Origin of the sequence: Melioribacter sulfuriphilus (genome assembly GCF_051488685.1) — a bacterium.
Classification (GTDB): domain Bacteria; phylum Bacteroidota; class Ignavibacteria; order Ignavibacteriales; family Melioribacteraceae; genus Melioribacter.
On record NZ_JBPSEH010000001.1, the window covers coordinates 689450 to 713920 of the forward strand.

23 protein-coding genes are annotated in these 24471 nt (G+C 34.3%); 20 read left to right on the top strand and 3 right to left on the bottom strand.

Translation table 11 applies throughout. The features are described 5' to 3' along the window. The first annotated feature begins 1 nt into the window (after position 1). Positions 2-688, top strand: coding sequence for a 16S rRNA (guanine(527)-N(7))-methyltransferase RsmG (gene rsmG / locus ACSSV9_RS02915; RefSeq protein WP_437345719.1), 687 nt, complete (start codon positions 2-4; stop codon positions 686-688). Between the two features lie 224 nt (positions 689-912). On the opposite strand, the gene ACSSV9_RS02920 is transcribed toward rsmG, so the two are convergent. Then, a complete protein-coding gene (locus ACSSV9_RS02920) occupies positions 913-2382 on the bottom strand; it encodes an RtcB family protein (protein WP_437345720.1) in 1470 nt (489 codons plus the stop codon). Positions 2383-2500: 118 nt separating this feature from the next. Here ACSSV9_RS02920 and ACSSV9_RS02925 point away from each other — a divergent pair, with 118 nt between their 5' ends. From ACSSV9_RS02925 to ACSSV9_RS02965, 9 genes are all read left to right on the top strand, one after another. Then, positions 2501-2866: a YraN family protein gene (locus ACSSV9_RS02925; RefSeq protein WP_437345721.1), complete on the top strand. Its 366-nt coding sequence runs from the start codon at positions 2501-2503 to the stop codon at positions 2864-2866. A gap of 726 nt (positions 2867-3592) precedes the next feature. Further along, positions 3593-4897: a S41 family peptidase gene (locus ACSSV9_RS02930; protein ID WP_437345722.1), complete on the top strand. Its 1305-nt coding sequence runs from the start codon at positions 3593-3595 to the stop codon at positions 4895-4897. A gap of 224 nt (positions 4898-5121) precedes the next feature. Then, positions 5122-5679: a GNAT family N-acetyltransferase gene (locus ACSSV9_RS02935; RefSeq protein WP_437345723.1), complete on the top strand. Its 558-nt coding sequence runs from the start codon at positions 5122-5124 to the stop codon at positions 5677-5679. A gap of 148 nt (positions 5680-5827) precedes the next feature. Beyond that, positions 5828-6301 (top strand): class I SAM-dependent methyltransferase, encoded by a 474-nt coding sequence (locus tag ACSSV9_RS02940; protein ID WP_437345789.1) that lies wholly within the window; start codon positions 5828-5830, stop codon positions 6299-6301. After that, on the top strand, positions 6291-7127 hold the full coding sequence (locus tag ACSSV9_RS02945) for a CPBP family intramembrane glutamic endopeptidase (RefSeq protein ID WP_437345724.1): 837 nt from the start codon (positions 6291-6293) through the stop codon (positions 7125-7127). Before ACSSV9_RS02940 ends, ACSSV9_RS02945 begins: the two co-directional genes overlap by 11 nt. 71 nt (positions 7128-7198) lie before the next feature. Further along, complete coding sequence (locus ACSSV9_RS02950; RefSeq protein WP_437345725.1) at positions 7199-7831, top strand: class I SAM-dependent methyltransferase; 633 nt, start codon at positions 7199-7201, stop codon at positions 7829-7831. A gap of 49 nt (positions 7832-7880) precedes the next feature. Beyond that, positions 7881-9398: a M1 family metallopeptidase gene (locus ACSSV9_RS02955; RefSeq protein WP_437345726.1), complete on the top strand. Its 1518-nt coding sequence runs from the start codon at positions 7881-7883 to the stop codon at positions 9396-9398. Between the two features lie 373 nt (positions 9399-9771). After that, positions 9772-10680: an MBL fold metallo-hydrolase gene (locus ACSSV9_RS02960; protein ID WP_437345727.1), complete on the top strand. Its 909-nt coding sequence runs from the start codon at positions 9772-9774 to the stop codon at positions 10678-10680. Continuing rightward, the gene (locus ACSSV9_RS02965) at positions 10677-11159 is read left to right on the top strand and encodes a hypothetical protein (RefSeq protein WP_437345728.1); all 483 of its coding nucleotides are present in this window, start codon (positions 10677-10679) and stop codon (positions 11157-11159) included. Before ACSSV9_RS02960 ends, ACSSV9_RS02965 begins: the two co-directional genes overlap by 4 nt. 3 nt (positions 11160-11162) lie before the next feature. Here the strand turns inward: ACSSV9_RS02965 and ACSSV9_RS02970 are convergent, their stop codons facing one another. Beyond that, a complete protein-coding gene (locus ACSSV9_RS02970; RefSeq protein ID WP_437345729.1) occupies positions 11163-13415 on the bottom strand; it encodes a PAS domain S-box protein in 2253 nt (750 codons plus the stop codon). A 205-nt stretch (positions 13416-13620) separates the two neighbouring features. Here ACSSV9_RS02970 and ACSSV9_RS02975 point away from each other — a divergent pair, with 205 nt between their 5' ends. Then, the gene (locus tag ACSSV9_RS02975) at positions 13621-14400 is read left to right on the top strand and encodes a hypothetical protein (protein ID WP_437345730.1); all 780 of its coding nucleotides are present in this window, start codon (positions 13621-13623) and stop codon (positions 14398-14400) included. Here the strand turns inward: ACSSV9_RS02975 and trmB are convergent. Next, complete coding sequence (gene trmB, locus ACSSV9_RS02980; RefSeq protein ID WP_437345731.1) at positions 14397-15041, bottom strand: tRNA (guanosine(46)-N7)-methyltransferase TrmB; 645 nt, start codon at positions 15039-15041, stop codon at positions 14397-14399. The two genes, ACSSV9_RS02975 and trmB, sit on opposite strands and share 4 nt — an antisense overlap. Positions 15042-15165: 124 nt before the next feature. On the opposite strand from trmB, the gene ACSSV9_RS02985 reads away from it, so the two are divergent. The 9 genes from ACSSV9_RS02985 (at position 15166) to ACSSV9_RS03025 (ending at position 24458) form a co-directional block, all read left to right on the top strand. Continuing rightward, the gene (locus ACSSV9_RS02985) at positions 15166-15807 is read left to right on the top strand and encodes an SOS response-associated peptidase (RefSeq protein ID WP_437345732.1); all 642 of its coding nucleotides are present in this window, start codon (positions 15166-15168) and stop codon (positions 15805-15807) included. 35 nt (positions 15808-15842) lie between these two features. Next, positions 15843-16928: a peptide chain release factor 1 gene (prfA, locus tag ACSSV9_RS02990; RefSeq protein WP_437345733.1), complete on the top strand. Its 1086-nt coding sequence runs from the start codon at positions 15843-15845 to the stop codon at positions 16926-16928. Between the two features lie 401 nt (positions 16929-17329). Continuing rightward, positions 17330-17803: a hypothetical protein gene (locus ACSSV9_RS02995; protein WP_437345734.1), complete on the top strand. Its 474-nt coding sequence runs from the start codon at positions 17330-17332 to the stop codon at positions 17801-17803. After that, positions 17793-18848: a hypothetical protein gene (locus tag ACSSV9_RS03000; protein ID WP_437345735.1), complete on the top strand. Its 1056-nt coding sequence runs from the start codon at positions 17793-17795 to the stop codon at positions 18846-18848. Before ACSSV9_RS02995 ends, ACSSV9_RS03000 begins: the two co-directional genes overlap by 11 nt. A 19-nt stretch (positions 18849-18867) precedes the next feature. Further along, positions 18868-19740 (top strand): hypothetical protein, encoded by an 873-nt coding sequence (locus ACSSV9_RS03005; protein ID WP_437345736.1) that lies wholly within the window; start codon positions 18868-18870, stop codon positions 19738-19740. Continuing rightward, positions 19724-20812 carry a hypothetical protein gene (locus ACSSV9_RS03010; protein ID WP_437345737.1) on the top strand — a complete coding sequence of 363 codons (1089 nt, stop codon included), beginning with the start codon at positions 19724-19726 and terminating at the stop codon, positions 20810-20812. Before ACSSV9_RS03005 ends, ACSSV9_RS03010 begins: the two co-directional genes overlap by 17 nt. Positions 20813-21182: 370 nt before the next feature. Next, a complete protein-coding gene (cmr1, locus tag ACSSV9_RS03015) occupies positions 21183-22127 on the top strand; it encodes a type III-B CRISPR module RAMP protein Cmr1 (protein ID WP_437345738.1) in 945 nt (314 codons plus the stop codon). Continuing rightward, positions 22124-23824, top strand: a complete 1701-nt coding sequence (cas10, locus tag ACSSV9_RS03020) for a type III-B CRISPR-associated protein Cas10/Cmr2 (protein WP_437345739.1) — start codon at positions 22124-22126, stop codon at positions 23822-23824. Before cmr1 ends, cas10 begins: the two co-directional genes overlap by 4 nt. After that, positions 23808-24458, top strand: coding sequence for a type III-B CRISPR module-associated Cmr3 family protein (locus ACSSV9_RS03025; protein WP_437345740.1), 651 nt, complete (start codon positions 23808-23810; stop codon positions 24456-24458). Before cas10 ends, ACSSV9_RS03025 begins: the two co-directional genes overlap by 17 nt. Positions 24459-24471 lie beyond the last annotated feature (13 nt).

Consider the following 24471-nt stretch of genomic DNA (forward strand, 5'->3'; position numbering starts at 1 on the left):
GGTGTTTTTGGATTTACTGGAACAATACCTGAAAGAACTAAAAACATTATTCTGGGAAAACAATATTGTACCCGACGAATATCAGCTGGAAAGACTTGCTCGATTTGCTGAATTGGTTGTAGAAAAAAATTCGAAAGTAAATTTAATCTCCAGAAAAGACACGCAGAACATTATCGAGAATCATGTTTTTATTTCATCTTTTATTTCTGAGTTTATACCCAAAAAAGTAACAAGATTTATTGATATCGGAACCGGCGGTGGATTTCCCGGAATACCGCTTGCCATAACCCGCCCTCTTTTAAAAGGCGTCCTTGTCGATTCAACTGCAAAAAAAATTGATGCTGTTAAAGAATTTATTGACAAGCTTAAACTCACCAATCTAACCGCTGAAAACTATCGCGTGGAAGACGAGGAATTCATTCAAAAATACCACGACGCTTTCGATATGGTTATCAGTCGTGCAACAGTTCCTTTAATCATTCTCTTCCAGTACGCCCTTCCATTAATTAAAGAAAAGGCTTATTTAGTTTCGATAAAGGGCGGAGATTTATCAGAAGAACTAAAAACAGCCACTACCAAATACAAAGCTTATATTAAAAAAGATACTATCTTTGAACTTGCATACAAACCGACCAACTGCCGTAATGAAAAAGGGAAAAAACTGATTATTATTGAGATTTCTAAATAATAGAAAATTTAATACGATTTACATTCTGGCTACCAATGCATAAACCATCTAAATTCATTTTCCCCTACTAACTGCATAATCATTAATTTCTTAGGTTAAATGTGAAAAAGTGGATAAAAAAATTTTAATTTCTGTACACTGAAAAAAATACACTACTGAAGAATTGACTTGTTTTTTACGGAATATCTTTCAAACTGATTTTTTAAGAAATAAGAGTTAATCTTTCATCCTTTAATTACACCTACTGGTTTAAGTCGAGCTACCTTTTTGCTTATGCCAGCACTATGAATAATTTCTACAACTTCCGAAACATCTTTATAAGCATCTGGCATTTCTTCTGCGATCGTTTTTTTACCTTTAGCCTGAACAGTAATCCCCTTCTGCTTTAATTCGTGAATGATGTCTTTTCCCTTTGCAGACTGAAGTGCTTTATGGCGACTTTGCAGTCTTCCTGCACCGTGACACGAACTTCCGAAAGTTTCATTCATTGCCGATTCCAAACCGGCAAGTACGAACGAATAGCGTCCCATATCACCTGGAATTAAGACGGGCTGGCCAACGTTTTTATATTTTTCGGGTATGAATTTACTTCCTGGAGGAAAAGCTCGGGTTGCACCTTTTCGATGCACACAAACCTTCTTCAATTTTTTCTTGCCATTTTTTTCTGTAATTATATGTTCTTCAATCTTTGCAATATTATGGCAGACGTCGTAGACCAGGCTGAATCCCAGTTCATTTTTGGAAATCGAGAAAGTCTTAAGAAAAGTCTCCTTTGCAAGGTGCATAATGATTTGCCTATTATTCCATGCAAAATTGGCTGCAGCTTTCATTGCATTAAAATAGTCTACTCCTTCTTGCGATTTAATTGGAGCGCACGCAAGTTGTTTATCGGGTAAATTAAAGCCGTATTTCTTTTCTGAATTCAGGAGCAATTTCAGATAATCATCACAAACCTGATAGCCAAGTCCTCGGGAACCAGTATGAATTAAGACTACAATCTGATTTTTGAATAAACCGAATTGATGGGCAATATTATCGTCATAAATTTCAGTAACAACATCAATTTCGAGGAAATGATTTCCTGAACCGAGAGTTCCTGCCTGATCGGTTCCTCTTTCAATTGCTCTACTGCTTACGGCGTCGGGATCGGCTCCGTCAAGCTTTCCGTTTTCTTCAGTAAAATTTAGATCTTCTTCAGATCCATATCCATTCTCGACAGCCCAATGCGAACCGTTTATCAAAATTTTTTTGATCTCTTTTTCGGATAACTTTCGTATAGCACCACTTGCACCGACTCCCGTTGGTATTGCTCTGAACAGATTTTCAATTAATTGCGGAATTTTATTGTGTACTTCATCGTAATTGAGATTTGTACGTGCAAGTCGAACACCGCAATTAATATCATAACCGACTCCACCCGGAGAAATAACCCCTTCGTTTAAGTCAGTTGCTGCAACCCCTCCAATAGGAAATCCATACCCCCAGTGAATATCTGGCATTGCAATGCTATACATTTGAATTCCGGGAAGATGTGCAACATTAATCACCTGACGAATCGCTTCGTCTTTGCTTATTTGAGTCAGCAGCATATTTTCTGTGGTATAAATTCTGCCAGGTACAAGCATTCTTTCCTGCGCAGGTATTTCCCATAAATAGTCGTGTATTTTTTCAATTTCATAATCCCCGATTTTCATCTTAAGCCTCATTTAAATTTATTCTTCCCAGATGAATATACAATTCTTTCGCTTATTCATAAAGTGATGAATTATTCCATTTAATAATTTATCTTTATAATGAAAATGAAGAAGCACAATGAGTGGCAACTTCAATAAACGCAAAATAGGGAATCTGGGCGAAGAGATTGCATGCAATTATCTGATCAATTGCGGTATGGAGATTATCGAAAGAAATTATCACTACGGACATGGTGAAATCGATATAATCTGTAAGGAGAATGAAACCATTGTTTTTGTGGAAGTTAAATATAGAAAATCATTCAAATACGGTGACCCGGAACTGGCAATTACAAAAAGCAAACAAAGGCAAATTCGTAAAATTGCCGAAGCTTATCTCTATGAAAAAAATATTTTCGATGTTCCCTGCAGAATTGATGTAATTACAATTCTACATGAAAGTGGAAAAGAACCCGTGCTTAATCACTTTAAAGATGCCTTTTGATTTGAATAAACTTCTTCTCCTACTTAATAACAGCTGATTGCTCTCTCACAACCAAATTTGTCATCAGTTTGTTTTCGTAAAAGGAAAGAATGTTTTGCGACTGTCTAATTATTATCACTTTTAAAGTAACCAGGCAGAAATTTCCACGAATAAATTATATAGCTTTTTTGGTGCTTATGTATCTCTGAATAAAGAGCCTTTTATTTGTAGATCTATTATCGACAGTTATATCAGCCTTTTAGATAATCAATTATTAGTTTCTATTTATTCCTGCATTAATTCCAGCTGCCATCTGACTCAATTTTTATGCACAGCAATTAACCATAATAAAAGTAGCAGCAAAATTTTTAACTTATTCCCCTGTTCATCGGATCTTAGTTTATGTAACTTTTTTACTCTACTGCAAGTCATAATTGGGTATAAAATAAACGTTCTTTTAATAAGTAATTTCAAACACAAAAACCAATGCTATCTCCTTCGATGTGTATACTTATCTAATCTACCACCAAATAAATGCATTAGAAGCCGAAGAATAAATCATCTTCTGCATTTATGTAGGGGATCTAAAGTTTAAGTATATACTTACTTGCAATATTTTCAATGGAAGATGGTAAAACTTAGAATTAATCTGGAGTCACATTAAATCAAGAGTGTAGTTCCTGAAGAAAATACGGGATTTTTATGCGTTGACTCATATTATTTTAAATTTACTCAACGGAGGATAAAGTGAAAAAGTTTAGACTATTAATTTTATTGCACATCGTCCTATCTTCGATTGTGTTTGCTCAACTTGAAAATACGCTCTCAAGAGAGGACAAATTGAATGGACTGTCAAAGATATGGATGGAAGTTACATATAATTTTGCTTTCTTTCATCATGTACCTGATTTGAACTGGGATAGTACCTACAAAGCTTTTATACCAAAAGTATTAGAAACAAAAAGTGACTGGGATTACTATTTAGAATTACAAAAATTCATGGCGCTCTTAAAAGATGCTCACACCCGTCTTTTTCCGCCAGTTGCTTTACGAAAAAAATATTATGGGACTGCAACCAAACAAATTTTGACCCGCCTGATAGAAGGAAAAGTAATCATCACAAAAGTAATATCTGACTCACTTCGACAAAAAGGATTAAAAGAAGGAATGGAAATAGTAGCAATCAACAATACAAATGTTTTTGACTACGTCGAAAAAAATGTGGCACCTTATGTATTTGCATCTACTATACAGGACCTCAATTTGCAAAAATATGGTCATTTTTTGTTGAATGGTAGCGTTACAAAACCAATACAAATTGATGTAAAAGATTTCAGAGGCAAAATTAAAACATACTACATAAACCGCGAACCCTGGATTTTAGAAGAACAACTTTTTAGTGGAAAACAGTGGGATTTTGAAATACTGAACAATAATATTGGTTATTTAAAAACATATAATTTTATTTCGAGTGAACAATTTCAAACAAAATTCGATTCCCTATACAAAATAATTTTAACAACCGATGGATTAATTATTGATGTACGAAACAATATTGGTGGTTCGACACAAGTAGCTCATTATATTTTAAGACATTTTACACAAAAACCATTTAAATCGGTAAATTGGAGAACACCCAAAAATATCTCAGCAAATCGATCATGGGGTAAAAAAATTGAATGGTTAAATGTAGAGGGAAATTTTGTATATCCACACACGGACAAAACAATATACACGAAACCTCTAATTGTATTAGCGGATGAAAGTACATTTTCTGCAGCTGAAGATTTTTGTGTAGCGTTTCTAACAATGGAGCGGGGTAAATTGATTGGTCGCAAAACTGCAGGAAGCTCGGGTAGTCCACTATTAATTAATTTGCCCGGAGAAGCTTTTGCCTCAATATGTACAAAGGAAGATTTTTTCCCGGACGGTAGAGAATTTGTCGGCATCGGCATCTTGCCTGATATCGAAGTAAAGACTACAGTCAATGATATTATAGAAAATAAAGATGCCACGCTGGAAATGGCAATAAAAGAAATAATAAATGAATAGTCTTTTTTCAATTTATAGAAAAAAAGTTTCGCAAAGATTTGTAATTTTTTGTCGGTGTACCACCAGCAGCTTCTATAAAAGTAAGCAAATAAAGATTTAACAGAGCCATTTAAAATGGGAAAATTTATAAAAAATAATCTTTTTATTGAGTTTTCTCAGGATTTGTTCGTTATCAGATATGAATAGTACAAACTAACGTCCCGAAGAGAAAGGGAAATCATAATATGGATGAGTTAGAATTACAGCTGCCAGCATTAGAGCATAAAACAGCAGCAGAAAAATTCAAAAGTGAATTTTTTGAAAACAAGGAATATGTTATAAATGGAAGTGCTTTGTTTGACCGGATGGAATATGAAGAGTGGCTGATACATAATACAAATAATCGCCATGAAAGTACTGTAAATCCTGGCTGGGTAACGGCAACCACATTTTTTGCTGTCAGAAAAAGTGACTTAAAAATTATAGGAATGATTGATATCAGGCATAATCTTGAAAATGATTTTCTGGCAAAGTATGGTGGTCATATAGGTTATTCAGTTTGTCCGAGCGAAAGGAGAAAGGGGTATGCGACAGAAATCTTAAGAATGGGAATTGAATATGCAAAATCCTTGCATATTAAAAAACTAATGCTTGCATGTTTTTCGGATAATATTGCATCTATTAAAACAATTGTAAAAAATGGTGGAGTGTTGACTGAAACAAAAATATATACGGACGACCAACAGGTAAATATGCCTGACTCAAAAGGGAAACTTGTAAATATTTACTGGATTGACTTATGAGTTTTTAATTATAAAAAAAATAAAAAGGAGCGAGCGTAGATATACTAATATGAAAAAGAGTTTTGCAACAAAAGGTGTTTTTCCTCACCAATGAGCTTTTACACTGCTTTTTCCTTTAAGAAATATTTTTCTATCGCCGGAAAAATTAATTAAAAGGCTTGATGTAAAGGAAAACTATAAAGTATTGGAAGTAGTACCGGGTCCGGGTTATTTCAGTATTCCTGTTGCAAGAAAACTAAAAAGCGGTAAACTTTATCTTGCCGACATTCAATCTGAAATGCTGGATTATGCAAAAAAACGATTCGAAAAAAGAAAGATGAAAAATGTAGAATACTATTTGTGTAATGGAAAGACATTTGATTTCAGCGATGATTTCTTTGATGTTATTTATTTAATTACCGTATTAGGAGAAGTTGAAAATAAGGATGCGTACATCAAGGAGTTTTATCGAATGTTAAAAAGAGATGGAATAGTTTCGATTTCTGAACTTGCCGGGGATCCCGATAAGATGAGTATCGAAGAATTAGTTGCTCTCTTTGAAAAGCATAATTTTTATGTTGATGCTCAGTATGGAAACAAAAGAAATTTCACAATAAATTTTAAGAGGAAAAATGGAAAATAAAATTATTGAAAAGTACAACCGGCCGGTTTTCTTTTACGGCCTATCATTGTTAATCCCATGGATTTTATGGTTTGCAGCAGCCTATATCAGCCATATGCCAGAAAGAAATAACCTGTTACTTTTTGCCCAGGCAGGATTGTCCATACTTGGTTTACTGGCTCCGGTATTTGTAGCAGCTTATTTATTTTTATCGAATAAAGAGCTATACAACGACCTGAAAAACAGAATGTTCAGCCAAAAAGGGTTCAGTCCGATATATACTGTGTCAGCTTTTATATTGATTTTTCTATCAATGGTTGCAGCGCAGTTCATATCCCTTGTGTTTGGACATAGCCTCGACCAGTTTCACATTTCAGGTTCACCGAGTTTTACCTCTGCAATATTTTCACCATGGTTCATTCTGCTTTTTGCACCTATTGTTGAAGAATTAGCCTGGCACTCTTATGGCACTGATACATTGCGCAGGAGGTTCAATTTATTTAACACTTCGATTATATTTTCTTTATACTGGGTTTTATGGCATGTGCCTCTTTCCTTTATCAGTGGCTACTATCACAGTAATGTTGTAGCTCAAGGCGTATTGTATTCGTTAAATTTTGTATTCAGCCTGTTTGTATTTGTAATTTTAATGAACTGGCTGTATTATAAAACAAATCGCAATATTTTAGTAGCCGTAATATTTCACTGCTCGGCAAATGTAACGAATGAAATTTTTGCCACTCACCCCGATAGCAAAGTCATTCAAACAGTATTGCTGCTCATTATTGCTATCATAGTTTTAATTAAAGAAAGAGAGATGTTCTTCAGAAAGGATGTAATAAAGTAATAAATCAATCAAGCTATGATAATAAATTAATTTTTTTGGAAAAATATTTAGTTTAATCTGGGAATTCGAAGATGAATAATCCATGGGAAAAGATAGACTTAAATATTTATGAGACTCATATGTCATCAAAAAATGTGTTTCAACTTCAAACACTGAATAAGATTACGAAGGAACAGCTAACAGATTATGATAACTCTTTTATAACCATTCTTGGCATAGCAGGTGGGAATGGACTTGAGCATATAGATTGTGCAAGAACAAAAAAAGTCTATGGTATCGATGTCAATAAAGACTATTTAAAGGCCTGCAGAGAGAGGTATCCGAATCTTAATGAGATTCTGGAGTTGATTCATTGTGACCTCACAAAAGATGATGTCATTTTGCCTGAATCGGATGTTTTGATTTGTAATTTGATAGTTGAATACATTGGAGAAAAAAAATTTGCTAAACTCATTCAAAGAAACAGGAAAAATGTAAAGGTTATTTCTTGTACTATCCAAATCAATGATGGGAACGGTTTTGTGAGCCGTTCCGAAGTTCAGTCTGCTTTTGATTGTTTATCAGAGATTCACAATGATATTGATAAAAATGAACTTGTAAAGGAGCTTGCGGCCATTAACTTCGCCTGTATCAAAGAAATTAATCACCCACTTCCAAACGGTAAACGTTTAATGAGAATCGATTTTCGGAATAATGATGGATAATAGATTCAAAATATATTTTGATTTGCCAGGATTCGTTAAGGAGTAAAGTATGATCCGCAAATTATTCATTTTCACTTTTATTAGCTTTGTCTCGACAGTTTTTGCCCGGAGTAATTCTTACGATATTAAACAGTATGATTTGTATATTCAGCCCGACTTTGTAAACAAAAGCCTTTTCATCTCCACAACGATTCGTGTGAATAATCCGGCACTTCAGGATACTTTTTATTTCGGGCTTAACGATCGTTATGAGATGCCAACGGTCAGATCAAATACATCACCGGTTTCTGTACAAAGAGAAAATGGATGGATTATTGTCGTCTTGCAAAGGCCCGCTAAAAATGTCACTCTTGTAATAGAAACAAAAGGAATAATCGGGAAAAGTGATAGCGAGAACAGGCAGGTAATAACAGATTCGAGCCTTTTTTTACTCTGGTCAGATAGATTTTACCCTATTGATTTTACCCACTGGGCAAAGGTCAAAACCACAATTTTACTTCCTGATAATTTTCTTGCAATTGCTCCAGGAAAACTGATTAGCACAAGAAAAAATGGTAAAATGATTGAGCATACATTTTTAACAACTAATCCTACGGTATGCTTCTCAGTCTTCGCAGATTCAAGATGGATTATGTCGAAAAGGAAAATCAACGGGATAACGATGCAGACGCTCCTTTATCCGGAAAGTCAAAAATTTTTGGAGCAGATTTTTAGTACGAGTAGCGAAATATTAAAATTCTATTCAGAAACTTATTGTGCTTATCCCTTCGACCAGTTCAGTTTTATTACTCTCGATAGCATTTATGCAAGACGAGCGTTTCCGGGATTTGTTGGATATAATCCCGGCTATCTGAAAAAAGAATTCACAACAACTGGATTTGATGCACACGAAACTGCACTTTTGTGGTGGTTCTATACCATGCGGGGCGAAGGGCCGGGGAGTTTTCAATGGACAGAAGGTTTTGGAGACTATGCAGAATTTCTCTATAATGAAAAATATCAAAAACCAATACCAGGAATTTTCCGTTATTTCCGTGAAAAATATCTGTCAATGCCTTCACAGGAAGATGTATTTTACTACGACCTTACAGGAAATACCCCGCAACAGATTGTTCATGGTAAATATCCCTGGCTTATGCATCTTATCCGTTATAGAGTAGGCGACGAGAAATTCAGAGAAGCGATGAAACTGATTTTTAAGAAATTTCGATTTCGAACATTTACCATGGAAGAGTTCATCGGTGTTTTGGAAGCAGGATGTGGACAAAAGCTTCAATGGTGGAAACAGGATTGGCTGGAAAGAAAAGGTGTGCCTTCAATTACATTCAAATCGGAAATTTTATCAAGCGACAGTTTATACATTATCAAATGTATTTTTACACAAGTCGCAAACCTTTATTATTTACCTATCGAAATAAGAATTGAAACTGAAAAGGGGCCTGAGATAAAAAAAGTGAATATCAGTGAAAGACAGGCAATTTTTACTTTTGAATCTCGTGAAAAACCTACTAATATAACGATTGATCCAAATAACTGGCTTCTAATGAAAATAATCGAGTTGAACTGAGTATTAATAATCTTTTAATCTGACTTTATTGTGGCAAACAAATTATGTAGAGGATTTATATAAATTCTGAGTTGAAAGGAATAAAAAGGGCACACAAGATTTTGTGATTTAAGCTAACATAAAAATCATAAGAAATAGGAAAAGTTTCACTAAATTAGAATATGCAATCTACCTTAAAAAAGCGACAACAAACTATAAAGCACTATCAGAAATTATTGTGCGTTTAGTCTATACAACAATTGATGAAAATATCAAAATAGCAAACAAATATATACAATAGTAAACAACCTTCCTGCTGGATAAAATTAAGACCTTAGTAAACTTTAGGTAAGAAGATTGTGTTTTTATTTACAAACTAATTAAAGGGGCAAATATGAAAACAACGCGCAAGAATTTTATAAAAACCTCGCTTCTTATTACCGGTGGAATTTTATTGGAGGGAAATAAGTTTTTCGTAAAAGCAGCACAGCAAATTTCGGGATTTAGAAATCTAAATGAAAATATCGGTATCTATACAGAAAAAGGGGGTACAATCGCCTGGTACGTAAACGACGACGCTGTTGTTGTTATCGATGCACAGATGGACGATTCGGTACGCAATTTCTATAAAGGACTTAAAAACAAAACAAGTCGTCGTATCAATTTCTTAATCAACACGCATCATCATAGAGACCACACTGGTGGTAACCATTTTCTGAGAGAATTTACAGACAAAATAGTGGGACATGAAAAATGCCGGGAAATGCAACAAAAATTCTACGGCAACAGCGATACTCCCCAAGCTTATGCGGATATTGTTTTCGAAAATGAATGGACTGTCGACCTGGGAAAAGAAAAAATCCATGCAATTCATTTTAATCCAGCACATACCGCTGGCGACATCGCCGTTCGTTTTGTAAACTCGAATATTGTTCATATGGGCGACGTTGTATTTAACAATACTTACCCCTATATTGATTTTCCGGGAGGATCAAACCTTTACCAATGGATTGAATTTATTAATAAAACTCTCGCATTGTACGACGACAATACAACTTTTATTTTCGGACACGCCAACAATGACGAAAATGTGATCGGTAAAAAAGAGAGCTTGCTTCAAATGAAAAATTATCTGACAACACTCCTTGATTTTGTAGATAATCAGATTAAAACAGGTAAATCGAAAGAAGAAATTATTAACGCAGAAGAAATACCAGGATTTGCTTTCCTTAAAGAACGCTGGAATGGCGCGCGACGCATGAATCTTGAAAGCGCTTATGAAGAAATAATAAAAAGAAAATGAAAAGAATAATTCTATTTTGTCTGATCATTACAACTTTTTTTACAGTGGCTTGTGAAGAGGAAAAAAAACAACCACCCGAAATTCCTTTATCCACTCTTTTGGCTGCAGACGATACTCTAATTTTCAAGAACAAAAAGCTGATACTGAAAACCAGTATCTGGTACAATAAAATGCCTCCAATTCCAGAAGCCACTCCTAATTTTAATATTCTATTAACACTTCAAACTACGGACTCGAGTTTAATCGATTTCCCTGTTGATATAGTCGCTTACTACTTAATCCGGGATAATCAAGTGTTTGCTGGACTGACCAGCGAAGAGATCTATCCGAATAATTTTCCTTATAAATATGAAAAAATTGGACGCGACGGTCCTCCCGACTGGGAATACGAATCAATAACTGTAGTTGCACTGGTAACTTTAGAGGGGAAGCAATCTTTATTAAAAGCAAAAAATCAATTTATCGATGTGGCTTATTGAGAACTAAGTTGAATCAATATTAAAATCTCTTCTATTAAAGACAACGCGGAAAATTGAGCCTTTATTCTTTTTACTTTTTAGCGTAATTATAGCTCCATTAATGTTACAATAATTTTTAACGAGTGCAAGACCGAGCCCATTGCCTTCATATTTTCTTGAATATCCAATTTCCTCCTGCATAAAAGGTTTGAAAAGCTCCCTCTGGAATTCATCAGACATTCCAATTCCAGTATCCGCCACATCTACAAACAGTTGATTCCTTTTATTTCTATCAATGATAATTTTTACACTCCCTTTTTCGGTATATTTAATTGCATTGTCGATCAAATTCGCAAATATCTGAACAACACTATATTCATCACCAAGAATTTTTGTGTCATCAGTTTTTTTCTTAAGCTCAAAATTGAGATTTTTTACACTGGCAAAGTTCTGATACTCGTTATAAAGCAATAAAAGTCTTTCATAAAGGTCAAATTCCTTAAATAACGGTTGGTATGATTTTGTTTGCAACTCAGCCATATTAAGAATTAAATCGATCGTGCGTATCAACCGTTGACTGGAAATTTCGATGCCGTTAAAATACTCATTTGATTCGTTCGTTTTTTCGGGAAGATTTTCTACAATAAAGTCTTTTATCAACGAAACATAACCCAGTATTCGATTTAACGGCGAGCGTATTTCGTGCGATATTTGCGCAAGAAATGCAGATTTAAGCTTTTCAGAGTGCTCCGCCTTTTCCTTAGCAATTAATAATTGGTTTTCATATTGCTTTCTTTCAACTATTGCTTTTGTTATCGACAAAATATGCGGTTCGTTCTTCAGATAAATTATTTTAGCCGACATAAGAGCCGGGATTAACGTTCCATCTTTTGCTCTGAATAACGACTCAAGATTTTCAACAATTCCATTCTTCATTAGACCTGCGATCAATTTATCCCTGTCCTCTGGTATTGCCCAGATATTTATCTCAGACGAAAGTTTACCAATAACATCTTTTTCTGTATAACCCGTCAAGCGAGTAAACCCTTCGTTAATTTCAACATACTCGCCATTTAGTTTATTAATGTTCACTGCATCGGGACTGGTATAAAATGCTGCTTTAAATTTCGTTTCGTTTGCTTCGGCTTTCTCTTTGGCTTCAATTATTTCTTTCTCATATTTCTTCCTGTCACTTATATCTCTTACAATGTCGGAATGAATAATTTCACCATTATATTCAAATGATGTAACCGATATTTCTACTGGAATAATAGTTCCATCTCTGGTTTTGTGCTCTGTTTCAAACGTATAACTCCTTCTTTCAATTGACTTTTCCCAGTGTTGCTCCCAGTTTTCTTTTTTAACATGCGGATCGATATCAAAAACTGTTTTGGAAAGCAATTCTTTTTTTGTATAACCGAGTTCTTTACAGGCAGACTTGTTTGCATAGATTATTTGTCCCTTTGAATTAACCCAGAAAATTGGGTCGTGCGCATATTCAATCGTTTTCTCAATTGCTCTTAATTTTTCTTCTTTCTGTTTGCGTATGGTTATATCCGTATTTGCAAAAACACATGTTTCAATTTTACCATCGTGTGTTAATTTAGGATAAATTCTGGCAATGGTTATAATTTCCTTACCATTCCTGTCTTTGTATTTGATTTCAACATCTTTAAACTTTTTGCCTTTATATATTTCATCGACCAACTTCTTCACATAATCATTTTCATATTTCTTACGTTTTATAATTATTGGGGAGCTGATAAAATTCGATACTTTTTTTGAATCTAATTTTTCGAGATTACCAAAGACTTTTTCGGCAGCAGCATTGAGATAAACAAAGTTCAAATTCCTATCGACAGTAAAAATAATATTAGGTGAATTGTCGACGGCACTTTTGAATTGAAACTCGACCTTCTTTGATCTTTCTTTCTCTTCAATCATCTCTGAAATATCGTACAAAATTCCATTAACTACATGGTGATTATCTATCTTCGTTAATTTTGCAATGTCTCTAATCCATCGGATCGAACCATTTTTGTGTAATATTCGATAAATTAGATTAGCCGTATGATTCTTCTTTTTGAACAATTGTTCTCTTTTTTTCTTGAATAGTTTTATATCCTGTTTATAAATTATTTCACTCCATTTTAATTTGCCGGATATAAAATTCTTAGCAGGATATCCGGAGACTCTCATTGCTTCGCCTTCTAAATAAATAAAACGATTTTCTGTCAAATCGAACTGATACAAAATTCCATCGAGTCTTTTCGTCATAAGACGAACGACAATTTCTTTATTGGTCAGCTTCGTTTTTATTTTCCCTATGTTATCCGACTTTTTCAATATTAATATTTAATTTTCTCTAATTATTATCGGACGCATTGAATTTAACTTAAATTAATACAAAAATCATTATTGCTAATTACGAATAATAAATTTAATTTGAAGTGAGGTAATCCATTCAAAAATATGAGGGGCGATGAAAAGGTTATTGTATTTATGTTTATTTCTTCTAATTTCATGTTCAGAAAGCTCTGATATTGTAGCTCCAGTTCTTTACAACGTAGAAAAATCAAGCACAGCTACAATAAAATTAGGAATCAAAAATTATGCATATATCAACAACGAACTAAAAATCCTTTTTCTTGAGGTACCGTCTGATTCAAGATGCCCAATTGGAGTAGAGTGCTTCTGGGAAGGAAATGCAGTCGTTCGTTTAAGAATTGTGTTGGGTTCAGAAAAAAGGACTGTCGACCTTAATACTTTCAGGTCGTTCGGATATTCTTATTCGATTGGAAATTATTTAATACGACTCAAATCGTTGTCCCCTTATCCGGTCTATCCTGACTCGATTAATCCAGAAGAGTATGTAGTCGAACTTGAGATACTTAATTCTCCTAATCCAATTCAAATTGAAAGCATAAAAGAACTCGAATTATATAAGAAAGATCCTTACGTTATTAACAAGATGGAATTATTGGACGATAAATTAATCCTTCAAGTATCATACAGTGGCGGGTGTAGAAAGCATGAATTTTACACTCTTTGGTATTATCCACCATGGTCTTCCGTATCAGATGTAAATCTTTATTTAATGCATGACAACAATGGCGATATGTGCGAGGCGTATTTAAGTGATACCGTATTCATCGATTTAGGACCCATAAAACAATATTTTCAAAGTATGAATATCGATGGTGTAGCTCTACACGTTCATAACAATCTGGAATTATATGATTCGATCAGGTACAATTTTTAATCGAGAGTAAAACGGACGAGTTTTATTTTCTTCCCATCTGCGATGTGCTGATTTTCATATTTTGTGCGGATTTTTTCTTCTTCACTCAGATTTTCTTCCGAATAGAGGTCTTTAAGAGCTTTGATCAACTTAAGATTTTCCTCTTCAACAACAGAAAGCGTATATTCGTAAAGAGTGTCGTCATCGGTCTTTAAACTGATAACGGCACCTGGAGTCATAATTTTTTTATAAACTTCAAGAAAGCGCGGATGTGTAAGCCTTTTTTTCATACTGCTGCGACGGGGATACGGGTCGGGAAATGTAATCCAGATTTCTTCGGCTTTCATTGTTTTGAATACTTCGTCGAGGCGTTCAATGTAGGAAATTAAAAAGGCTGCGTTTTTAATTCCTTTATCATCGGCATTTTTAGATGCATTCCAGATACGAGCCGCTTTCCTGTCAATTCCGATAAAATACCTGTCGGGATAAAGTTGCGCCAGATTAATTGAATAATCCGCCTGTCCGCAGCCGAGTTCCAGCGTTACTTTTTCGGTATTATTCAGGTAACTCCTCAGCTTTTCCTCTACGTTTTCCGATTTAGCATCGAACACATTTTCAAACGTTCTAACTTCGAGTAATTTTCTTAATTTTCTTCTCGGCATAAGCAAATTCTTTTTTGAAAAATAAAATTAAACATTTCGAAAGAAATTCTTATTGAAATTTCTTCTAAAAAAATTACTATTTTTAATTATCCTCATCCGAAAAAGAAAAAAAGGGGGTACTTAAATGTGTTATGGTTTCGAGACTAAAATAGAAGCGGCTATTCTGATAAGAAAACTTCTCGAAAAAAAATATAACGTCGAGGCAAAAGAACTCGACGAATCGTTTAAGAAAATAAACATCCGACCAAACGATAAAATTCTATGTGTTTATAAAGAGGGTAATAAACTCCAGATAAGCCTGATTAAATGGGGAATTAAATTCGGTAAGGATAAACCGAATATTGTCAATTCGAGGAGCGAAACAATTAAAGAAAAAAAATTCTGGAATGACCTGTTTACAAATAATCGATGCCTTGTACCGATGACAAGTTTTTATGAATGGATCGAGGTAGACGGCAAAAAAGTTCAGCATAAAATTTATATTTATAACGAAGAGTATTTTTTTGTGCCTGGAATAATGTATAAAGACAAAGACAACAATCTTTCTGTATCAATTATTACAACGACGCCGAATAAATTTATAGAACCTTTTCACAACCGTATGCCAGTATTGCTGGAACTCGACGAAGCATTACAATTTATAGACGAGTCTGCAATCGAATCATTAAAAAGACTCAGACCTTATCCTCACTCAATTAAAATGAGAAAAGAAGTGGCCGTTTTGCCGATACGAAAAAAGAAAGTAAGCGAGGTAAAAAAAGACTAAACTTAGTATATTTGAAATCGAATTTCGAGGATATAATGGAAATTTACGACAAATTAAAATCAATACGGGAAAAGTTTGAAGAAATTAACACCAAACTTACCGATCCCGAGGTGTTATCGGACCAGAAGAGGGTTATTTCCCTTAGTAAGGAACGCAGAGACCTGGAAGAAATTGTAGCCGCTTTCAGCGAATACGAAAAAGTACTCAAAGAAATCAACGGCAACAAAGAGATAATAGAAACTTCATCCGATAAAGAATTAGTAGAAATTGCCGAAATCGAATTAAAGGATTTGAACAAGAAACTTGAAGAGCTCGAAGAGAAGATAAAATTATTGCTCATTCCGAAAGACCCGAACGACGACAAAGATGTAATTGTTGAAATACGAGCAGGAACAGGCGGCGAAGAAGCAGGATTATTTGCCGCCGATTTGTATCGGATGTATTCGAGATATGCCGAAAAGCGCGGCTGGCACAAGGAACTGATTGATATCAACGATACAGGTCTGGGCGGTATAAAAGAAGTTGTCTTTTCGCTCTCTGGTACAAACGTTTACGGAGACATGAAATTCGAAAGTGGTGTTCATCGTGTTCAACGAGTGCCGGAAACTGAAGCCAGCGGCAGAATTCATACATCCGCCGCATCTGTAGTCGTTCTGCCAGAAGTTGAAGATGTCGACGTTGAAATCGACCCAAATGATTTACGCATCGACGTCTACAGAAGTGGTGGGGCCGGTGGCCAAAATGTAAATAAAGTGGAAACCGCTATCCGTATTACACACCTGCCTACAGGACTTGTAGTTCAATGTCAGGACGAACGTTCGCAGCTCAAAAATCGACAAAAGGCAATGAAAGTATTAAAAGCTCGCCTTTACGATATGAAAATGCAAGAACAGATGTCCGAAATTTCTGCACAACGTAAATTGATGGTACGCAAAGGCGATCGGAGCGACAAAATTAGAACTTACAACTTTCCTCAAAATAGAGTTACCGACCACCGCATTGGTCTGACACTTTATAATCTCGATTCAATTATGGAAGGTGAACTCGACGAGTTGATTGAAAAACTTAAGATTGCCGACCGCACAGAAAAATTGAACATGGCTGGTAGTAGTCGTGACTAAAAAGAAAAAAGAAGATGAACGGTATAATCCTCGATGTCCTTTTTGCAATTCAAACGCTACTTTGATTCTAAACCCCCCAAAATATAACCATCCCGACAACGAGTGGCTCTGCCTTCTTTGCGGTAGAATTTTTACAGAGAATAAAAAGAAGAATCCAGACTTGTATAATTCTTCCAGGGAAAACTAATTGCCATTTCCGGTATAGCCGTAATTTCAATTCATAGAAAGCTACTCATCGTATTTCCGATAAAAAATTAATAGTAGCTTTGAAAAGTTTTTAGAACACCTCCTTTACAATAATTTTAGATTACAACTTATTTAAAATTTATATCTAACATATAAAGTTTATTTGTTGATTGTTTATTAATCTACTATTTTTATACATAAAACAGATTACTTTTATGTATACAATCGAGTATTTAAAGAAGAAACTACATACAAACGGCAATATTAAACTTACAGAAGTTCGTTTAACAAAAAGATTGATAAATAAAGAAGAATACGACCCACTGTTAATTTATAATTTTGGTTCTGTCTGGTCGATTCCCGACGCAAAAATAAAATTTGGTAACGAGAGGCGTAATATAAAAGACGCAAACAGGCCGGTCGTTTTGTTATCAAAAGTAAATCAATTTAACGCAAAGAGTGAAATTGAAGTAGCACCTGGCACTTCATTATACCACAGACCATCAGAAACAATTTTAGTAGCAAAGGTGCCTCCAGAAAGATTAAGAAACACCACTTACTTCCTTTTACATCATAGACAAACTATCTCAATAAGATCGCTACGCAAAAAACTTCCCGATTTAAGTTACTCATTAATAAATGAACTAAAAAAAATACTCGATAAAACAAATGCAACTAATGAAGGATAATATAACCGACATAATTCGAAAAATAATATCAGAAGATTACAATCATACTGATATTATTGAACTCGACAATCAGATTAATAATATGCTTCATAAGTGGATAAAAGACACTAATAAATTTATTGAAGCTGAATTAATACAAGATTTCAAGCAAAATGTAATGCAGTCCCTGTGGGAATCCTTTTCAAAAAACGAAATCTGGAAAGAAAAAATCGTGCCCTCTGAAGACAATGATAAGATTATGATTTCGTATGTCTATTCAATTATTAGAACTTGCTATAGAGAATCGATCGATAAATCCAGTTTTAAAGACGTCATCAATCTCCGCTCTTCTGTCATAAAAGCCTTAGAGACACTGGTAGAGAAAAAACTAATCATCAAAGAAAATAAATTCAACGAATTTTATTATTCCGTGAATAATAAAAAAGAAAAAAAGATTTACGACGGAGAAGTCGAATTCAACCGCCTCTTCATTGTAAGACAAAATAGCTCAAATGGCTTAGGTAAAATTAGTTCTCAGGCAGTTTATGAGGCAGTTTGGGAGATTCTAAAAAATTTAGAAAATTATTATTTGTCCCTCTCTCTTATCATTGAAATCATAAAGAATAACAGCGACGTTAACAGTTTTAAGTTACTGCCGCTGGAAAATACAACTGATAATATGGATGAAAATATGAATGTTTTAGCTGAAGATCGTTTAATAGTAGAAAACGATGCTATTTCAATTACTACTGATGCGAACAAGTTTATTGATTACTGCAATGCTAAATTGAATTACTATCTCTCAAATAAACAAAAAGCTGATTACTATAAAATCTGTTTTTATCTCTATTTTAAATCCGGATTTACTTATTCAGAAATTCGCGATTTCTTAGAATTAAAATTCAATAAAAACATTTCGATTCAGACCGTAAAAAATTATATTTCCGATTTTTTTAACATACTCGATTTTAAGAAAGACTATAACATTGACGACAAAGAGCTTATGGAATTAATTGATGCATATATGAGCCACATCGCAAATGAATTTAATCTTATAGAAGAATAAAATTGATGCAGGAATAAATATGAACAAAGAACACAAATACATAGAATTTATGCTGAACCCTCCCGAAGTATTTGAAGAAGGACAGGTTTGGAAATCTCCTTCGAAAAGACTCGAGTTCGTCATAACAGAAGTGCTAAACAAAGAGATTGTGCGAGCAGCGTTTATTACGTCAATTAAAGAAGTAGTTGATAAAGGAGATGTTTGTTTGACAGAAGATCCTGTTATGTCGGAAGTTTTCGCTGTAGAAAAGTTCGTGCTTCGAATAACAGATAGACCGATACCGACCAAGTACTTGACTGTTTACGAAGGGAAGGTTACACCAGAAACGCTGAAGAAGATAAAAGCATCGCTCAAAAATAAAACGTACGACTATGACGAGCTTCAGCGGGTATTTATTGATGAACTGCTCGAAGATTTAGAGCCCTATTCAATGGAGGCTCTCGAAATCTATGAAGATTCACTTCCCCGCATCTTTCCGATCAATCTACCCTATGTAGAAAACTACTCAATCGAAAAGAAAATTCGTCTCGCTGCCAACGACTTTGCAACCGAAGAAAAAGATCTGGAATTCTGGAGAAAGGAAAGAGATTCGCTTTACAGGCACGAATTGCCCTTTGAAATTCCTGGTTTGCTCATAAGAATTTCAAACGTCGATAATGTCTACTATTTAATTATTGTTTCGAATCAATTCAAAAAAATCGACAAAATTAATATTACCGAAGAAAATGGTTCTTTTCTAAAGATGGAAAATCTTGAAATTCCTGATTCAAACAGAATTGCCATCCCAATAAATAAAGCTTTTAACGAGGATTTCCCATACAATATCGAAGTAATAATTGACAGCAAGGTTTATTCTCTTTCTTTTGTAGTGAATTATGATAAACAAAATTGAAGAATTGCTTCAGAGAGGAAGATTTAGCGAGGCTACTAAATTTTGTAAAGAACTAATTTCTTCTAAATCGCTTAATCTCGACGACGAAATTCATTTTCAAAACGAACTTAAGAATATCTTCCAACTTTGGGAAAATTTTAAAACCAATTCCATCGGGGAAACATATTTACCTGTTGTCGACCTCAACTTGCAGAATGGCAGCCTCCTTAAAATTAAATGCTCTTACGACAACTATAACGATATTATTGTAAATGAAGAATGGACGGAATTATTAATTCAAACTTTACCCGACTTTATCGAGCTCTATCTTAAACGAGAATTCCCTGAATTGCTAATTTTAGATTGGAACTTAAATTCATTAAAGTGTGGACTCAAAAAAAACTCCTCCTCACAAACTAAATACGAGATTGACGGTCGTTCCTTTTTTTTGCCTCTCTTCTTTGCTGCTATCTCTCTTTTGACAGAGCAAAAGGTGCCCGAAAATTATTGTTTCACCGGAGATGTAGTAAAAGACAACAATAAATACCTGCTTAAAAAAGTTAGTGGTGTCGATCTAAAAAAAAGTGTAGTTGAAGAAGAATTGCCTGACACAAACAATTTCATTTATCCCGATGATACAACGAGCGATTTATCAGAACTCGTTAAAAAAATTTTCGCCGAAAAAATAAAAAATATAGTCAACTCGCCTTTAATCAAAAGATATTTTTTGCTCGAAAAAAGAAATGCCACATCAAATTTTGGTCTACATAAATTAATATCTATCAAAACAAAACCGCGCGAAGCCTTAAAAATAGAAGACTTTCCTGCAATAGCTGAATTTTTACACCACAATATTGAGATTCTAAAAGATGAAGGGACGGGAGTAATTATCGATGGTCCAGCACCAATTGTAGTTTATTCCATGATTTCAAGTTTTACAGAAATATTTAACTCGCTGCCTAACTTTTTTGCTATTACCTATACCTCTGCCCCTGTTACTAATCCTGAATTTAAGCACAATGCTATTGTAATTAAAACTTCTAAGGTTGGCGCTTCTAAATTGAAAGCCGGGCAAATTCTTCAGTACAATTAATTTTTTCTCTCATTATAATCTACCATTCATTGTTGCCTTTGAAGATTATAAATTTTTTTTGAGCACAATTTTTATTTCCACTTTCATATTTGTTTTTCTATTTTTATATTGCAATTGATACTATTAAAGAGGGTTTATGGAAAAATTAAATTACTTCCCATTCAATTTAGCATCTTCAGACTATTCAAAAAAATATTTATTTATTTTAATCCTTCTAAAATATCCGTTAAAACTCCCAACCCCGATTACCTGATAAATTAAAATCATGAAAAAAAAATTACGATTTTTATCAGGATACCATAATCTTATTTTTTGAAAATTTTCTTCTTCTGGACTCTTAATTAAATACAAATATAAACGAGGTATAAAAATGCCAATCGAAAAAACTTATGAGTGCGAAGTAGTTACGCCAATGTTTTTGGGAGGCGTTGACCCTACAAAAGTTGAATTACGGGCGCCTTCTGTTAAAGGGGCTTTGCGTTACTGGTGGAGAGCTTTGCACGGCAACTTGAATATTAAGGAACTTCACAGAAAAGAAGCAGAAATTTTTGGCAGCAGTCACACAGACTACCAATTAAAAAGCAAAATAAGCGTGCGTACAAAAACTATTAAACTTAAAAAGGATTGTAAGCCATTTAAAAGCGACAATCTAAACACTATAAAATATATGTCTTTTGGTAAATGGGAAACTGGAAATAATGGAGAATTTCATGAGTACTTTGATGTAGGCGGTAAATTTGAAATTATTATAAAATATGACGACCAACTTACTAAGGAACAGATCGATTCAGTAGAACAGGCTTTAGCTCTCGTTTTTATGGTAGGCGGACTCGGTTCAAAATCCCGAAATGGCTTCGGACGCTTTTCAATTACTAATTTAAATTATTCTATTGATAACGTTTTTGACTGGATTGGAGAAAGAAAAGAATATCCTCCCGCTGATTTTACTGCTTTTTCTGAAAAAACAGAAATATTTTGGTTAGATGACAACAACTCCTCTATAGACGCTCTAGTTAGTTTAGGTAATTCATATAAAGATATCAGAAAATTTTTAAATACTTCAGAGCGTAGTTATATTGGTAGTCCTTTTAAGAATTCAGCTTTCAATATTGAAAGACATGGCAAACCTCTTTTCTTATCAGTTATAAAGAATCAGGATAATACTTATTCCGGATGCATCTTTCTTATTCCTTATAATTATTGCAGTGGTTATGAGGTAAAAGGTATATCGAAAGAAGACTTACTAAAGAATTATAATGAAGCAATTAAAAGAATAATAAATTATATAGAATCCGCTGAAGGAGAAGAAGAATGAAAGATTTTCTTTTTGTACTTACAATTTCTCCGGTTCAATCTTTTATTGCCCAGGCCAGAAAAACAAAGGATTTATACTCGGGCAGTAAAATAATATCGGACTTAGTTAAAACAGCTCTCGAGAAGTTTAACAAAGAGGATATTATCTTTCCCCACAAATCGAACGGAAGTTTGCCGAACCGGTTTGTAGCGCAAGTCAAAGCTTCGAATTCCGAAGAAATTCAAAAACTCGGAGAAGAAATTGAATCGGATATACGAAACAAATTTTCTAAAATATCAGAAGAAACGATTAATAATTACCTCAACAACAATTTACCGGAATCTTACAAAAATCAAATTGATTCTTTTTTAGAAATTTACTGGACAGCTTATGAGTGCAAAGGGGATTTCCGCACCGATTATGAAAATGCAGAAAAATTATTAGCAACGCAAAAGAACTACCGCGGTTTTAATCAACTGGTTGAAACTGGAAGAAAATGCTCTGTCTGTGGTCAAAGAAATTTTATTGTAATTAACAACAACGAATCAAAACTGCCGCCTGAAGTTTCTTTTGGTCTGAATCGAAATGAAGGGCTTTGCGCAGTTTGTTTTACCAAACGATTCTACCAGACAAAAAACTACCCACCCACAGCCGAAATTGCTCTATACGACTCTCTGGAAAAAATTGAAAAGGATTTTTCGCATAACGGAATCGAAATACTTCAGAAGTATAAAGAAATCTTTAGAGAAAACTTCGACGAACAACTTTTATTCGAAGAAAATCTCGATGCTAATTACTTTTCGAAACAGGGTCTGAAAAGGTTTATTCCAAAGCTCGAAGAAATAAAAAATTCTTACGCAGAAATAAAAAAGGTTGCTGCAAAGCAAAATCTAAAATTCACTCCCTACTACTCTTTGGTTATGTTCGATGCCGATTGGATGGGCGATTGGATTTCGGGCAAATTTATAAAAGACAATGTAAACCTAATTGAATTTCAAAAAAACTTGTCAGAGGCTCTCAATAAATTTTCACAAAAATCTCAGCTCGATAAACCCATCGGTGCCACTGTATATGCCGGAGGCGACGATTTTATGGGCTTCTTTAATTTGAATCACGTCTTTAAGAAACTCGTTGAATTGAAAAAAGAATTCGACACTCAAATTAATTCATCTATTGAGTCGTATTCAGAAAAAAAGATTACTTTTACAGCCGGTATCTTAATTTCTCATTACAAAACACCTCTAAATGTTGTCATCGAAGAATGCCGCCGCCTCGAAAAAGAAGCCAAAGATATGTTCGACAACAAAAACGCCTTTGCCATTTCTGTTATAAAACATTCGGGCGAAATTAATAAAGCCTTCTTCCAGTGGTTCGATTCCGAAAATCAGTTCGTTATGAATTATATTGAGCAACTTACGTCCCTCTTATCCAGAAATCTTATCTCAAATTCTTTCATTAAGAATTTTGAATCTGAATTCTCGAGAATTAACCGCGAAAAACAGCTCGAAAACGACGCTTTATATCTTACAGAATTGAAACGACTTATTAACAAATCGAAAACCGGAAGAACTAATAAAGAGCTTGCTGAGGAAGTCTACAAAAACGTCGAAGCTCTCTTTATGGCTTCCAGTAATGTCAATAATTTCATTTCAGCTCTGAATATTGCCGACTTTATTTCAAAATATATCAATGGGAGCAATAATGAAAATAAAAATTGACGCCATCGATACACTTTTCTTTAAAGATGGAAAACCCTTTTCGATGGGCGAGGAATCGTGGGCTAATGGCATTTTTCCGCCTGCACCATCTGTATTTTATGGCAGTCTACGTACTTCCTATTTTTCAAAAAATCTGTCAGAATTCAAAAAAGTTAACACGCCCGAAGATCCAACTTTTAATCTCAAGATAAATAAAATTTCTTACTGGTCGGAAGACGAATTCTTCCCCGCTCCTGCCGACCTTGTTACCGATAATTCAAATAAAAACAATCCCGATTTATTTAAATTAACACTTAACGACAAGCCTAAATATGGAAATTTTCCTCTTCCAAAAATCCTGGAATACAAAGGAAATTTATCAAAAGTAGAAAGACCCGAAGAATACCATTTAATCAGCTCCTTTTCGATGAATAAATATCTTTCCGGCGACTTCGAAAAAATAACCTCCGTTAAATTAAACAAGTTTATTACAATTGAACCGAAGGTAGGTATTGGTCGTAGCAATACTACAAGATCCGCCGCCGAGAGCATGATCTATCGCGTTGGAATGAGACGCCTCGAAAATAAATCTTCTCTTTCATTTTTACTCGATTTCGAAGGTCTGAGCATTTCAGAGGAAGGGATTCTTAATTAGGCGGCGAAGGAAA